Consider the following 14,527-nt stretch of genomic DNA (forward strand, 5'->3'; position numbering starts at 1 on the left):
CTCTTGATATATTGGGTTTAAATTGATTTATCTTGCCAGTGCACTTTGGCATCTTTGATAAAGGACAGCGTTACCATGATATTGACGAAGAACAGCGGACAACCTCCGGCAATGATTGCGGTTTGAATCGGCTTCAGCCCGCCGAGCGCCAGCAAAACGATGCCGATAACGCCCACCAGAACCGACCAGCCGATGCGCACCAGCAAGGGGGGCTCTTCGCCATCGCGTATTTCGCGGCAGGTAGACATTGCCAGGGTGTAAGAGCAGGCGTTAATCAGCGTGACGGTGGCGATAAAACAGAGAATAAAGAAGCCCCACATCGTGGCGGTGCTCAGCGGCAGCGCGGCCCAGGTTTCGATAATTGCGCGCGCCAGGCCATATTGCTCGACCAGGTGTGGGATATTGAGGACGTTTTTATCCATCAGCAGCAGGGTGTTACTGCCGAGGATGGTCCAGAGGATCCAGGTTGAGGCGGTCAGGCCAAGCACCATCCCAAAACACAATTCACGCACGGTACGGCCGCGGGAGATGCGCGCGAGGAAGATACTCATCTGGATGGCGTAAATTACCCACCACGCCCAGTAGAAGACGGTCCAGCCCTGCGGGAAACCGCCTTTGGCGATAGAGTCGGTGTAGAACAGCATACGCGGCAGGTGCATCAGCAGCGCGCCGACGGAGTCGGTAAAGTAATTCATGATGAAGCTGGCGCCGCTGACGATAAACACCCAGGCCAGGATCAGAAAGCTCAGGTAGCTGCGCACATCGCTGGCGATCCTCACCCCTTTTTGCAGGCCGCAGGCCACGCAGATAGCGTTGAGAATTATCCAGCAGGTAATAATGATGGCGTCGAGCATCAGGGTATGCGGAATACCGAACAGATATTGCATGCACTCTGTCACCAGCGGCGTTGCCAGGCCAAGGCTGGTACCCATCGCAAAGATTAGCGCCACCAAATAGAAATTGTCGATAATGGTGCCGAAAAGGCCTTTAGCGTGTTTTTCGCCGACTAACGGCGCCAGCGTTGAACTTGGGCGAATCACATTCATCTTGCGAACAAAGAAGAAGTAGCCGAAGGCGACGGAAAGAAAGCTGTAAGTAGCCCACGGCAGTGGCCCCCAGTGGAACAGGCTGTAGGCGAGGGCTATCTCTTTTGCGCCGTTAGAATAAGGCTCCAGGGCAAACGGAGGTGTGGAGATATAGTAGAAGATCTCAATCGAGCCCCAGTACAATACGGCGGCAGAGGTGCAGGATGCGAAGATCATAAATATCCAACTGACGGTACTGAACTCCGGCGGATCGTCACCTAATCTCTTTTTGGCGTAGGGACCAAAGACCAGCCAGAACCAACCGAAAAGCATCACCACCATATACCACTCGAATGCCCACCCCCAGACGTTGGTGACATAGCTGAATACCGCATTAATGACGATGTTTGCAGCATCAAGATCGCGAACGGTTAACCAGCAGAGTAGGGCGACGATGATAAGCGGAGGGAAAAAAACCTTTGGTTCAATTCCTGTCTTTCTCTCTTTGTTTTTCATATTTTCATTCCAGAATAAAAAGTAAATTTATTTTTGTTCCCGGACAATGTTTTTTGTTAGTTATTTATTGTGAGCAATATAGTTTCTTAGTGTCTCAGTCATTAATTCATAATGGTGATTCGCTTTTTCTTATTCTGTTATCTTGCCCACAGTTCTATTGTGTTTTTGTATTTTATTTATTACTTCAATGTAATCATCTATTTGGGTTTTTTTTGTCATTATTTTCAGTATTGGTGATCCTGAAAGCAATATTGGATATTTATAATTTCTCGGGTGTTGTTTTCAATATTGGTGATTGTTATTTTATTTTTTAATTAAATCTCATGCTATTTCTTTAAACGCTGTCAATAACGGTAACGTTTTCGCATGGTTTCTGGAGATGCAATGAAGATAATTACTTGCTACAAATGCGTGCCTGACGAACAGGATATTGCTGTCGATAATGCCGATGGCTCATTAGATATTAGCGAAGCTAAGACCATCATTAGCCAGTACTGCCTGAACGCTATTGAAGAGGCCTGTCGGTTAAAGCTGCAGGCGGAAGAGAGTCAAGTCATTGCTATGAGCGTGGGCGGCAGGGCGTTGGCTAACGTTAAAGGGCGGAAAGATGTTCTCTCTCGCGGCCCGGATGAGCTTGTGCTGGTGATTGATGAGCAGTTTGAACAGGCGCTTCCTGCCCATACCGCAGGTGCTCTTGCCGCCGCGGCACAACAAGTTGGTTTCAATTTAATTATCTGCGGGGACGGCTCCTCCGATCTCTGCGCGCAACAGGTCGGCCTGTTGATGGGAGAAGCGCTGCATATTCCGGCCATTAACGGCGTCAGCAAAATCCTTTCTCTGACGCAGGATGCGCTGATTGTTGAACGTGAGCTGGAGGAGGAGGTTGAGACTCTGCGTATTCCTCTTCCTGCGGTTGTGGCGGTAACCAGCGATATTAATCTCCCGCCAATCCCCTCCATGAAAGCCATCCTCGGTGCGGCGAAAAAACCGGTTCAGGTACTGACTGCGGCGGATATTGGCTTCAGCGCCACGGATGTTTATTCCGTGCAGCGGGTTGCCGCTCCAAAACAGCGCCAGCGTCGGGGCATCGTTATTGATGGCGATGATGAAGAACAGATTGCCGCATTTGCCGATAGCCTGCGCAAAATCATTAATTAAGAGGGGATGTTATGAGCAAGTTTTCCAGCGTTTGGGTATTTAGCGATACGCCTTCCCGCCTTCCGGAACTGATGAGCGGCGCACGCGGCTTAGGCGAGGAAATTAATGCCTTTGTGCTAGATGAGACTGATGCGGCAACCGCGTTGAGTGCGGGAGCCCACCACGTCTGGTATCTGAGCGGCAAGCCGGACGATCGCATGATGGAGGATTATGCCGACGTCATGGTTGCCACCCTGTGTCGACAGGATGCTGGTGGTTTGGTGCTGCTGTCCAATACTCGCCGCGGAAAGCTGCTGGCGGCTCGACTCGGTTTTCGCCTTGGGGCTGCGGTATCCAACGATGTCATCTCTGTTGCCCGGCAGGATGATAAAGCGGTGCTACAGCACAGGGTCTACGGCGGACTGGCGATTGGCGAAGAGACGGTTTTCTCGTCCTTTGCCGTGGTAACAATGAGTAGCGGTGCGTTTGAGGTGCTGCCGCCGGATGATTCTCTCTACGGTGAAACGCACACAGTTGAGTGGCGGGAACAAGCGGCAGTCGTGACACTTAGCAAAACACAGGTTCGCCGGAAAAGCAGCGTAAATCTCGATAAGGCTCGACTGGTGGTTAGCGTGGGGCGCGGTATTGGCGGTCAAGAGAATATTCCGCTGGCAGAGGCGTTGTGCCGGGCAATAGGGGCAGAGCTTGCCTGCTCTCGCCCGGTGGCGGAAAACGAAAAGTGGATGGAGCACGAGCGCTATGTCGGCATCTCAAATTTGATTATCAAACCCCATTTGTATCTGGCGGTAGGGATCTCAGGCCAGATCCAACACATGGTAGGCGCTAATGGGGCGCAGGCAATTTATGCCATCAACAAAGATAAAAACGCGCCGATCTTCCAGCATGCGGACTGCGGCATCGTTGGCGATGCGGTGAAAATTCTTCCCGCCCTTACCGCCGCACTATCACGCTGATCTTTCTGCCGGGAGTTGTTATGTCTGAAGATATCTTTGATGCCATCATCGTGGGGGCGGGGCCTGCCGGTTCTGCTGCTGCGCTGGTACTTGCCCGGCAGGGAGCACAGGTGCTGGTGATTGAGCGCGCGAATTCTGTTGGAGAGAAAAATGTCACCGGCGGGCGCATTTACGCCCACAGCCTGGAGCGCATTATACCGGGCTTTGCCAGCCGTGCTCCGCTTGAGCGCAGGATAAGCCGTGAAAGACTCACCTTTATGACTGAAAAAGGTGCGATGGCGATGGACTACCTCAATGCCGAAGAGGGCGTGCCTTCGCAACTCTCTTACTCCGTTCTGCGCGCCAAATTTGACCCCTGGCTGATGGAGCAGGCTGAAGAGGCGGGTGCTCAGCTTATTACCGGTATCTGCGTGGAGAGCGTTGTCCAGCGAGATGGCAAAGCGGTCGGCGTGGAGGCCGGGGGCGAGATTATCGAAGCAAAGGTTGTGATCCTTGCAGACGGGGTTAACTCGCTGCTGGCAGAAAAGCTGGGCATGGCAAAGCGCATTGAAGCCAGGCAGGTTGCTGTCGGTCTTAAAGAACTTATCGAGCTGCCTCGCCCGGTAATTGAAGACCGTTTCCAGCTGTTGCCGGGCGAAGGTGCTGCCTGTTTATTCGCCGGTTCGGCAACCGCAGGGCTGGTGGGGGGAGGCTTTCTTTATACTAACAAAAATACCCTCTCTCTCGGCCTGGTCTGCGGCCTGCATGCTCTAAAAGGGGCTGAGAATTCGCTACCGCAAATGCTGGAGCATTTTAAGCTTCATCCCGCCGTCGCTCCGCTGATTGCCGGAGGAAAATTGCTGGAGTATGCGGCGCATCTGGTGCCTGAAGGCGGGATAAACATGCTGCCTGAACTGGTAGGTAACGGGGTGCTGGTAGCCGGTGATGCAGCAGGAATGTGTATGAATTTAGGTTTTACCCTTCGCGGTATGGATCTCGCCATCGCGGCCGGTGAGGCGGCGGCTAAAACAGTGCTTTCCGCCATGCAGAGCAACGATTTTAGCCGTGAGAGGCTGGAGGAATATCGCCGTCATCTGGAAAGCGGTCCGCTGCGCGATATGCGCATGTATCGGCGTCTTCCGGCTTTTCTCGATAATCCACGAATGTTTAGCGCCTGGCCGGAGATGGTGGTTGGTATTGCTCATGACGTATTTACCGTCAACGGCGGTGAGCCGGTGCCGATACGCAAAAAAATTCTACGCCACTGCAAGAAAGTCGGGTTTATCAATCTGATAAAGGACGGCATGAAAGGAGTGACCGTATTATGACTTCCTCCGTTAACGTGGATCTCAAGCTGGGCGTCAATAAATTCAATGTTGATGAAGAAAACCCACACATCATTCTGAAAAAGAACCCTGATAAGCACGCTCTGGAGAGGCTAATTGCTGCCTGCCCGGCCGGGCTATACAAAAAACAGGAGGATGGTAGCGTGCGTTTCGATTATGCCGGATGCCTGGAGTGCGGCACCTGCCGGGTCCTTGGGCTGGGCACGGTGCTGGATAAGTGGGAATACCCGCGCGGTACCTTTGGCGTGATGTTCCGTTATGGCTGACTATGCCGCGCTCTCACCGTTAGCTATCGAGAGTGCGGCACTCTGCCTTACCTGGGGAAACAGGAAACCGCCATGCAGCAGCCCAGAAACTTCGATGACATTAAATTTTCCTCCATCCACCGCCGCATTATGTTGTGGGGAAGCGGCGGGCCGTTTCTTGATGGCTATGTGCTGGTTATCATCGGCGTGGCGCTGCAGCAGTTGACGCCTTTGTTGCATCTTGATGCCGAATGGATTGGGCTGCTTGGCGCAGCAACCCTTGCCGGACTGTTTATTGGCACCACGCTGTTTGGCTATATTTCAGATAGGGTCGGGCGGCGCAAAATGTTCCTGATTGATATCGTCGCCATTGGGTTGATATCGATAGCAACAATGTTTGTCTCCACGCCGTTCGAGTTGTTAATTATGCGAGTACTTATTGGGATTGTTATTGGCGCGGATTACCCGATTGCGACCTCAATGATTGCCGAATTTTCCAACACTCGCCAGCGCGCGTTTTCGATCGGTTTCATCGCCGCCATGTGGTACGTAGGGGCAACCTGCGCCAATCTTGTGGGCTACTGCCTTTACGATATAGAGGGCGGCTGGCGCTGGATGCTCGGGAGCGCCTTCATTCCCTGCCTGATGATTTTGATAGGCCGTTTCGATCTGCCCGAGTCTCCGCGCTGGCTGCTGCGTAAAGGGCGAGTGGCAGAGTGCAACGAGATGATGATTAAACTGTTTGGTGAGCCGGTCTGCTTTGAGGCCGAGCCGCCGCAGCAGACTCGTTTTTTGCAGCTGTTTAATCGTCGCCACTTCCCTTTTGTGCTGTTTGTCGCGGCTATCTGGACCTGTCAGGTGATCCCAATGTTCGCTATTTATACTTTTGGCCCGCAAATTGTCGGGCTGCTCGGCTGGGAACAAGGGAGGAGTGCCGCACTCGGAAACGTGGCTATTAGCCTCTTTTTCATGCTGGGGTGTGTTCCGGCGATGTTCTGGCTAAACGGCATTGGCCGCCGCCCTTTGCTGATCGGCAGTTTTGCGATGATGACGATGGCGCTGGCGTTGCTCGGGCTGGCGCCAGGTTTGGGCATTGGCCTGGTGGTGGCGGCATTTGCTGTTTACGCTTTTTTCTCCGGCGGACCGGGGATATTGCAATGGCTTTACCCTAACGAACTGTTTCCCACCGATATTCGTGCTTCGGCGGTGGGGGTCATTATGTCGATTAGCCGCATCGGGACGATTGTCTCGACCTGGGCACTGCCGATTTTTATCATCCGCTATGGCATCAACAACGTCGTGTTAATGGGGGCCACTATTTCGTTTTTAGGACTGATGATCTCGATTGCGTTTGCCCCTGAAACCCGCGGCCTGACGCTGGTGCAGGCGGGTAAGATAACGATGAGACGTAAACCCGCTGAATGACCCCCGCTTCGGAGTGTTCTGTATTTGCTTTTAGAGTCAGCCAGTTAGTCTATAGTTAATTGGCACACAATTGAAAATGACTAACATGCTGGGAGAACACCATGCAAAAACATATGCTATTTGCCTCACTCTTTGCCGCCGCTACTCTGATGACCGTGGCCGGCTGTTCGTCCAATCAGTCGGTTAAAACCAGCGATGGCAAAACCATCGTTACCGACGGGAAACCGCAGGTAGATAAAGATACTGGCCTGGTCTCTTACAAAAACGCTGAAACCGGTAAAACCGAGCAGATCAACCGGGATCAGGTGAAAGAGATGAGCGAGCTGGACAATTAATTCAGAAATCTCCCGCTGAACGCTCAGCAATATTGACTGTTAGCCTGTCGATTATGTGACTAAACTCACTGTCATTAAATGCAGTAGTGAAGACAGGCTAACAATGATCCTTATTATTTATGCGCATCCCTATCCCCAGCATTCACACGCCAATCGGCAAATGATTGAGCGAGCGAAAACGCTGCCGGGGGTAGAGGTTCGCTCCCTCTACGACCTTTATCCCGATTTTAATATTGATATTGCCGCCGAACAGCAGGCGCTTAGCCGTGCCGAGTTGATTATCTGGCAGCATCCGATGCAGTGGTACAGCACGCCGCCGCTGATGAAATTGTGGATAGATAAAGTTCTGGCACATGGCTGGGCCTACGGCAAGGGTGGCAAAGCGCTACACGGTAAAGACGTGATGTGGGCCGTGACCACCGGCGGCAGCGAGAAGCATTTTGAGCTTGGGGATCACCCCGGTTTTGACGTGCTTGCTCAGCCACTACAGGCTACCGCGCTCTATTGCGGCATGAACTGGCTGCCAAATTTCGCTATTCACTTCACCTTTGTTTGCGATGAGTTCACCCTCGCTCGCCAGGCGGATGAATATAAGCAGCGCCTGATGGACTGGCAGGAGGCTCGCCGTGGATAGCCATAGCATGATTCAGGCGCTGATTTATCTGGGGTCAGCGGCGCTTATTGTTCCGATTGCGGTTCGCCTCGGTCTTGGCTCCGTGCTCGGGTATCTGATCGCCGGTTGTATTATCGGCCCCTGGGGATTACGGCTGGTAACGGATGCGGAAAGCATTCTGCATTTTGCCGAAATTGGCGTCGTGCTGATGCTGTTTGTCATTGGCCTGGAGCTGGATCCTCAACGATTGTGGACGCTACGTGCTTCGGTGTTTGGCGGCGGCTTTTTACAAATGGCGGCCTGCGGTCTGGCACTTGGCGCATTCTGTATAGTGATGGGGCTGGACTGGAAGATTGCGGTATTGATAGGCCTGACGCTTGCGCTCTCTTCCACCGCTATTGCCATGCAGGCGATGAACGAACGTAACCTGACCGTTACGCCGATGGGGCGTAGCGCGTTTGCGGTGCTGTTGTTCCAGGATATCGCCGCGATCCCGCTGGTAGCGATGATCCCGCTGCTGGCCAGCAGCGGCGGCACGATGACCTTCGCCGCTTTTTCTATTTCTGCCCTTAAGGTTGTGGCCGCGCTGGCGCTGGTGGTGCTTTTGGGCCGCTACGTCACTCGTCCGGCGCTGCGTTTTGTCGCTCGATCCGGGCTACGTGAAGTGTTCAGTGCCGTTGCGCTATTCCTGGTCTTCGGCTTCGGCCTGCTGCTTGAAGAAGCCGGGTTGTCGATGGCGATGGGGGCGTTTCTTGCGGGTGTCCTGCTGGCCAGCTCCGAATATCGTCACGCGCTTGAAAGCGATATCGAACCGTTTAAGGGTCTGCTGCTTGGGCTGTTCTTTATCGGCGTAGGGATGTCTATCGACTTCGGCACTTTGCTGGAAGATCCGTTGCGCATTCTGGCTCTGCTGGTCGGTTTCCTGGCGATTAAAATGCTGATGCTTTGGCTGGTGGCTAAGCCGCTGAAGGTTCCACGCAGGCAGCGCCGCTGGTTTGCCGTACTGCTCGGGCAGGGAAGTGAGTTCGCCTTTGTTATCTTCGGTGCGGCGCATATGGCGCAGGTGCTGGACGACAGCTGGGCGAAGTCGCTCACTCTTGCGGTTGCCCTGTCGATGGCGGCAACGCCTCTGCTGCTGGTTTTGCTGAACCGGCTTGAGAAGACGGGAAGCGAGCAGGCGGGAGAGGCCGACGAAATTGATGAAGAGCAGCCGAGGGTGATTATTGCCGGTTTCGGCCGCTTCGGGCAGATAGCCGGCCGTTTATTACTGACCAGTGGGGTTAATGTCGTCATCCTGGATCACGATCCCGACCACATTGAAACGCTGCGTAAATTTGGCACTAAAGTGTTTTATGGCGATGCCACTCGTGTTGATTTACTGGAGTCTGCCGGAGCGGCTGGAGCCGAGGTGCTGATTAACGCCATCGACGATCCTGAGGCGAATATGCAGCTTACCGAGTTGGCGAAGGAACATTTTCCACACCTGCAAATCCTTGCTCGTGCTCGCGACATTAATCACTACATCCGCCTGCGTCAGGCTGGCGTTGAGCAGCCGGAACGTGAAACGTTTGAAAGCTCTCTGAAGATTGGGCGACGCGCACTGGAAGGTTTAGGCGTAGGAAAGTACGAGGCAAGAGAAAGGGCCGATCACTTCCGTCGCTTCAACCTGCAAATGCTGGAAGAAATGGTGCCGACTGACGATATGTCGGCCGACAGGGCCGACGTGTTCAAACGCAATAGCGCCATGCTTACCGAGGTCATCAACGAAGATCGGGCGCATTTGAATGTGATCCAGCGCCACGGCTGGCAGGGGACGGAAGAGGGGCTGCATAGCGGCAAACTGGCGGATGAACCCCCGGCCAAACCGGCAGAGTAATATTGCTGAAAAATATTTACTTTCCCTGTAAAGAAAGGGGGTTCATGCTAACCCCTTGTTCCATATCCTGCTGTTGAAAACGACGGCGTGTCTGGCCCAGCAGAATAAAAAAAATTCTCGTTACCGGCCACGCCCCCTGTCGACGAAAGATTGCGCTTTCCGTATAGTGGCGGCAATTTTTTTGCTTACCCTTAGGTTATATAAATGATCAGTCTGATTGCTGCTTTAGCGGTAGATCGTGTTATCGGCATGGAAAACGCCATGCCCTGGGATTTACCTGCCGACCTGGCCTGGTTTAAACGCAATACGTTAAACAAGCCGGTTGTTATGGGGCGCCTGACCTGGGAGTCTATCGGTCGTCCACTTCCTGGCCGTAAAAACATTGTTATCAGCAGCAAGCCGGGTAACGATGAGCGCGTTGAGTGGGTGACTTCGATAGAAGAGGCGATTAAAGCCTGCGGTGACGCTGAAGAGATTATGGTGATTGGCGGCGGGCGCGTTTACGAACAATTCCTGCCAAAAGCACAGCGCCTGTATCTGACCCATATTGATGCAGAAGTTGAAGGCGATACTCACTTCCCGGACTACAGCCCGGACGAGTGGCAGTCTACCTTTAGCGAGTTCAACGATGCCGATGAAAATAACTCGCACGGCTACTGCTTCGAAATTCTGGAACGCCGCTAGAACTTAGCCCTCTCCCACTGGGGGAGGGCTGATTATTAAGAGGCGACGGCCGCCTGGCCTTCATCCCCTTCCTGCTGGCGGTTTGAAGGCTGCACGAACCAGGCTTTATCTTCCCAGCGCAGGCAGGTGAGATCCCCTCCCCAGCAGCAGCCCGTATCCAGGGCATAAATCCCTTCCGGTGTGCCTTTACCTTCCAGCGATGCCCAGTGGCCAAACGCAACGGAATATTCAGCCGTAACAGGACCCGGGATAGCAAACCAGGGTTTCAGCGGAGAAGGTGCTTTCTCCGGCGTATCTTTGCAGTACATATCCAACTGCCCGTTCGGGAAGCAGTAGCGCATGCGGGTGAGCGAGTTGGTGATAAAACGCAGACGAGCGAGACCGGTAAGTGAGTCGGACCAGTTATTTGGCATATCGCCATACATGGCGTCGAGGAACAGCGGATAGCTGTCGCTCGAGAGCACGGCCTCCACGTCGCGAGCACAGGCCAAAGCGGTGCTGATGTCCCATTGCGGCGTAATACCCGCGTGGGCCATCACCAGCTTTTTGTCTTCATCCACCTGGATTAGCGGCTGGCGACGCAGCCAGTTGAGCAGCTCGTCCGCATCCGGCGCTTCCAGTAACGGAGTCACGCGATCTTTGGGTTTATTACGGCTGATGCCGGCAAAAACCGCCAGCAGATGGAGATCGTGATTGCCCAGCACCAGGCGCACGCTGTCGCCGAGGCTGCGGACATAGCGCAGGACTTCCAGCGAGGCAGGGCCACGTGCGACCAGGTCCCCGGTCAGCCATAACGTATCTTCTTCAGGTTTGAAATTAACCTGCTGTAGCAATGCGACCAGTTCATCGTAGCAGCCGTGAACGTCGCCTATCAGATATGTAGACATTGTATCAGTGAATGAATGTTGGGATGGCTAAACGGAAAACGGGAATTTCGACCCGGAAGGCCTCACCCTGAGCATCAACCATTTCATAATGGCCCTGCATGGTGCCGAGCGGCGTTTCGATAACCGCTCCGCTGGTGTACTGGTAGTCATTGCCCGGCTCAATCAGCGGTTGCTCGCCGACCACGCCTTCGCCCTGTACTTCGGTTTCCCGACCGTTACCGTTGGTGATAAGCCAGTAACGGCCGAGTAGCTGAACCGGCGTTCGCCCCACATTACGAATAGTGACGGTATAGGCAAACACGAAACGCTCGTCTTCCGGAGAAGACTGCGACTCAATATAAATGCTTTGTACCTGAACACATACGCGGGGCGAATCAAGCATGGTTTAGCTCTCCGACGGCTGCTGAGGGTTGTCAGCCAGATAGTTTGCAAGCTTGCAATATTGAGCAACGGAAATATTTTCCGCACGCAGCGTCGCATCAATTCCCAACTCCGCCATGACCTCCGGGCTAAACAGATGGCCCAGGCTGTTGCGAATGGTTTTACGACGCTTGTTAAACGCCTCTGTCGTGATGCGGCTCAGAACACGCAGCTCTTTTACCGGGTGCGGTAAAGTTGCATGAGGGACCAGGCGCACTACGGCTGAGTCTACTTTTGGCGCCGGGGTGAACGCCGTAGGCGGCACTTCCAGCACCGGGATAACGTTGCAGTAATACTGCGCCATCACCGACAGGCGGCCATACGCTTTGCTGTTTGGCCCGGCGACCAGGCGGTTAACCACCTCTTTTTGCAGCATGAAGTGCATGTCTGCAATAGCATCAGTATAGGTAAAGAGATGGAACATCAGCGGCGTAGAGATGTTATACGGCAGGTTGCCGAAGACGCGCAACGGCTGGCCGATTTCCTGCGAAAGCGCACCGAAGTCCATTGTCATCGCATCCTGCTGATAAATCGTCAGCTTAGGGGCAAGGAACGGATGCGTCTGCAAACGGGCGGCGAGATCGCGGTCCAGTTCGATAACGGTCATTTTATCCATGCGCTCACCCACCGGCTCGGTTAATGCACCGAGGCCTGGCCCGATTTCGACCATTGCCTGGCCGGGCTGTGGGTTGATAGCGGAGACAATACTGTCGATAACGAACTGATCATTAAGGAAGTTTTGTCCAAAACGTTTGCGGGCAAGGTGGCCCTGGTGGACTCGAGTATTCATTGACTATTAGTAATCATTTTGATGGCGAGATTAAGCGCCGTAATAAAACTGCCGACTTCGGCTTTACCCTGGCCTGCAAGTTCAAGCGCAGTGCCGTGGTCAACCGAAGTGCGGATAAAAGGTAATCCCAGCGTGATATTTACCGCTCGGCCGAAGCCCTGGTATTTCAACACCGGCAGCCCCTGATCGTGGTACATCGCCAGCACAGCATCGGCGTGGTCGAGGTATTTGGGCTGGAATAGCGTATCTGCCGGTAACGGGCCAGAAAGGTGCATTCCCAAAGCTCGCATCTCATTTAACACCGGAATAATGGTGTCTATCTCTTCGGTGCCCATATGGCCACCTTCCCCGGCGTGCGGGTTGAGACCACAGACCAGAACGTGCGGCTGCGGGATACCAAATTTGGTTTGCAGGTCATGATACAGGATGGTGACTATCTGGCGTAGTAAATCTGGCGTAATGGCGTCAGAAATCGCTTTCAGCGGCAGGTGGGTGGTGGCCAGCGCAACGCGCAGCTCCTCCGTTGCCAGCATCATCACGACTTTTTCGCTATGGGAGCGTTCTTCAAAGAATTCGGTATGGCCGATAAAAGGAATACCGGCATCGTTGATTATACCTTTGTGTACCGGGCCGGTTATCAGCGCGGCAAACTCCCCGCTCATACAGCCGTCGCAGGCGCGAGCCAGCGTCTCGACCACATAGGCGCTGTTACGCACGTCGAGCTGCCCTGGAACCACCGGCGCACGGAGTTCAACGGGTAACACGGTGAGCGTACCGGCAGCCTGGGGTATAGCGGGTGCACCGGCTTGCACAGGCATTAAGGTAAGGGGAAGGCCGAGCAGAGCGGCGCGATCGAGTAAAAGATCCGGGGAAGCGCAGACGACCAGTTCAACGGGCCAGTCGCGTTGCGCCAACGCGACGACCAGGTCGGGACCAATCCCGGCGGGTTCGCCGGGAGTGATGGTCACACGAGAAATGTTAGCCATTGCTGCCTATGATTTTCACGTAAGCGCTGGCACGCTGTTCCTGCATCCAGGTTTGCGCTTCTTCAGAGAACTTGCGGTTGAACAGCATGCGGTAAGCACGGTCTTTCTGTGCGGCATCGGTTCTGTCCACTTTGCGGGTATCCAGCAGTTCAATCAGGTGCCAGCCAAAGGAAGAGTGCACCGGAGCGCTCATCTGGCCTTTATTCAGCTTCTGCAGGGCATCGCGGAAGGCAGGATCGTAGATATCCGTTGCCGCCCAGCCCAGGTCACCGCCCTGGTTCGCAGAGCCAGGATCGTCGGAGAACTCTTTTGCCGCAGCGGCAAAAGTGGTTTTTCCGCTCTTAATATCGGCGGCAATCTGCTCCAGCTTCTGACGCGCCTGGGCATCGTTCATGATAGGCGAGGTTTTCAGCAGGATATGGCGAGCATGAACTTCCGTAACCGAAATATTCTGGCTCTGGCCGCGCAGATCGTTAACTTTCAGGATGTGGAAGCCAACGCCGGAACGAATTGGGCCGATGATATCGCCTTTTTTCGCGGTGCTTAATGCCTGCGCGAAGATAGAAGGCAGCTCCTGGATACGGCCCCAGCCCATCTGGCCGCCTTTCAGCGCCTGCTGATCGGCAGAATAGCTGATGGCAAGCTTGCCGAAGTCGGCGCCGCCGCGAGCCTGTTCAACTACGTTACGCGCCTGTTTTTCCGCATCGTCAACCTGAGCAGAGCTTGGGTTTTCCGGCAGAGCAATCAGGATGTGGCTGAGGTTCAGCTCGGTGCTGCTGTCGTTCTGGTTGCCAACCTGCTGGGAAAGAGAGTCCACTTCCTGAGGCAGGATAGTTACGCGGCGGCGAACTTCGTTATTACGCACTTCCGAAATCGTCATCTCTTTACGAATCTGGCTGCGATAAGTGTTGTAGTTCACGCCGTCATAGGCCAGACGACTGCGCATCTGATCCATGGTCATATTGTTCTGTTTGGCGATGTTGGCGATAGCCTGATCGAGCTCATCGTCGGTAATCTTGACGCCCATTTTCTGGCCCATCTGCAGGATGATTTGGTCCATAATCAGGCGTTCAAGAATTTGGTGACGCAGGGTAGCATCGTCAGGAAGCTGCTGGCCCGCATCCCGTGAATTCATTTTCACCGACTGCATTAAGCCATCAACATCACTTTCAAGGACTACGCCGTTATTGACTACGGCGGCTACTTTGTCGACAACCTGTGGGGCAGCAAAAGCCGTGTTTGCCACCAGTGCGACACCAAGAAGCAGCGTTCTCCAGTTCTTCATACTT

Annotated in this window: 15 protein-coding genes; 9 read left to right on the forward strand and 6 right to left on the reverse strand. The window is 53.9% G+C overall.

Annotated elements, in window-relative coordinates:
• Positions 1–17 precede the first annotated feature (17 nt).
• Positions 18–1,541, reverse strand: a complete 1,524-nt coding sequence (gene caiT / locus HMPREF0201_RS02335; protein WP_016534845.1) for an L-carnitine/gamma-butyrobetaine antiporter — start codon at positions 1,539–1,541, stop codon at positions 18–20.
• A gap of 384 nt (positions 1,542–1,925) precedes the next feature.
• Here caiT and fixA point away from each other — a divergent pair, with 384 nt between their 5' ends.
• The 9 genes from fixA (at position 1,926) to folA (ending at position 10,155) form a co-directional block, all read left to right on the forward strand.
• Positions 1,926–2,699, forward strand: coding sequence for a putative electron transfer flavoprotein FixA (gene fixA, locus HMPREF0201_RS02340; protein WP_039897895.1), 774 nt, complete (start codon positions 1,926–1,928; stop codon positions 2,697–2,699).
• Between the two features lie 11 nt (positions 2,700–2,710).
• Positions 2,711–3,652 (forward strand): FAD-binding protein, encoded by a 942-nt coding sequence (locus HMPREF0201_RS02345; RefSeq protein ID WP_016534848.1) that lies wholly within the window; start codon positions 2,711–2,713, stop codon positions 3,650–3,652.
• Between the two features lie 20 nt (positions 3,653–3,672).
• Positions 3,673–4,959: an FAD-dependent oxidoreductase FixC gene (gene fixC, locus HMPREF0201_RS02350; RefSeq protein WP_016534849.1), complete on the forward strand. Its 1,287-nt coding sequence runs from the start codon at positions 3,673–3,675 to the stop codon at positions 4,957–4,959.
• The gene (gene fixX / locus HMPREF0201_RS02355; RefSeq protein WP_016534850.1) at positions 4,956–5,243 is read left to right on the forward strand and encodes a ferredoxin-like protein FixX; all 288 of its coding nucleotides are present in this window, start codon (positions 4,956–4,958) and stop codon (positions 5,241–5,243) included. The genes fixC and fixX overlap by 4 nt, the downstream gene beginning before the upstream one ends.
• Positions 5,244–5,315: 72 nt before the next feature.
• The gene (locus tag HMPREF0201_RS02360) at positions 5,316–6,647 is read left to right on the forward strand and encodes an MFS transporter (protein ID WP_016534851.1); all 1,332 of its coding nucleotides are present in this window, start codon (positions 5,316–5,318) and stop codon (positions 6,645–6,647) included.
• Positions 6,648–6,748: 101 nt separating this feature from the next.
• A complete protein-coding gene (locus tag HMPREF0201_RS02365) occupies positions 6,749–6,982 on the forward strand; it encodes a YgdI/YgdR family lipoprotein (RefSeq protein ID WP_016534852.1) in 234 nt (77 codons plus the stop codon).
• A 73-nt stretch (positions 6,983–7,055) separates the two neighbouring features.
• Positions 7,056–7,616, forward strand: coding sequence for a glutathione-regulated potassium-efflux system oxidoreductase KefF (gene kefF, locus HMPREF0201_RS02370; protein ID WP_342341888.1), 561 nt, complete (start codon positions 7,056–7,058; stop codon positions 7,614–7,616).
• Positions 7,609–9,471 carry a glutathione-regulated potassium-efflux system protein KefC gene (kefC, locus tag HMPREF0201_RS02375; RefSeq protein ID WP_039897897.1) on the forward strand — a complete coding sequence of 621 codons (1,863 nt, stop codon included), beginning with the start codon at positions 7,609–7,611 and terminating at the stop codon, positions 9,469–9,471. Before kefF ends, kefC begins: the two co-directional genes overlap by 8 nt.
• A gap of 204 nt (positions 9,472–9,675) precedes the next feature.
• A complete protein-coding gene (folA, locus tag HMPREF0201_RS02380; RefSeq protein WP_016534856.1) occupies positions 9,676–10,155 on the forward strand; it encodes a type 3 dihydrofolate reductase in 480 nt (159 codons plus the stop codon).
• Between the two features lie 35 nt (positions 10,156–10,190).
• Here folA and apaH read toward each other — a convergent pair whose 3' ends face one another.
• Genes apaH through surA form a run of 5 tightly spaced genes read right to left on the reverse strand, consistent with a single transcriptional unit; the run spans position 10,191 to position 14,523 of the window.
• The gene (apaH, locus tag HMPREF0201_RS02385) at positions 10,191–11,042 is read right to left on the reverse strand and encodes a bis(5'-nucleosyl)-tetraphosphatase (symmetrical) ApaH (RefSeq protein ID WP_016534857.1); all 852 of its coding nucleotides are present in this window, start codon (positions 11,040–11,042) and stop codon (positions 10,191–10,193) included.
• A gap of 4 nt (positions 11,043–11,046) precedes the next feature.
• The gene (gene apaG, locus HMPREF0201_RS02390; protein WP_016534858.1) at positions 11,047–11,424 is read right to left on the reverse strand and encodes a Co2+/Mg2+ efflux protein ApaG; all 378 of its coding nucleotides are present in this window, start codon (positions 11,422–11,424) and stop codon (positions 11,047–11,049) included.
• Between the two features lie 3 nt (positions 11,425–11,427).
• Positions 11,428–12,252 carry a 16S rRNA (adenine(1518)-N(6)/adenine(1519)-N(6))-dimethyltransferase RsmA gene (rsmA, locus tag HMPREF0201_RS02395; protein ID WP_016534859.1) on the reverse strand — a complete coding sequence of 275 codons (825 nt, stop codon included), beginning with the start codon at positions 12,250–12,252 and terminating at the stop codon, positions 11,428–11,430.
• Complete coding sequence (gene pdxA / locus HMPREF0201_RS02400; protein ID WP_016534860.1) at positions 12,249–13,238, reverse strand: 4-hydroxythreonine-4-phosphate dehydrogenase PdxA; 990 nt, start codon at positions 13,236–13,238, stop codon at positions 12,249–12,251. Before pdxA ends, rsmA begins: the two co-directional genes overlap by 4 nt.
• Positions 13,231–14,523, reverse strand: coding sequence for a peptidylprolyl isomerase SurA (surA, locus tag HMPREF0201_RS02405; protein ID WP_016534861.1), 1,293 nt, complete (start codon positions 14,521–14,523; stop codon positions 13,231–13,233). The genes pdxA and surA overlap by 8 nt, the downstream gene beginning before the upstream one ends.
• Between the last annotated feature and the right edge of the window lie 4 nt (positions 14,524–14,527).

Origin of the sequence: Cedecea davisae DSM 4568, from assembly GCF_000412335.2 — a bacterium.
In the GTDB taxonomy this organism is placed as follows: Bacteria; Pseudomonadota; Gammaproteobacteria; order Enterobacterales; family Enterobacteriaceae; genus Cedecea; species Cedecea davisae.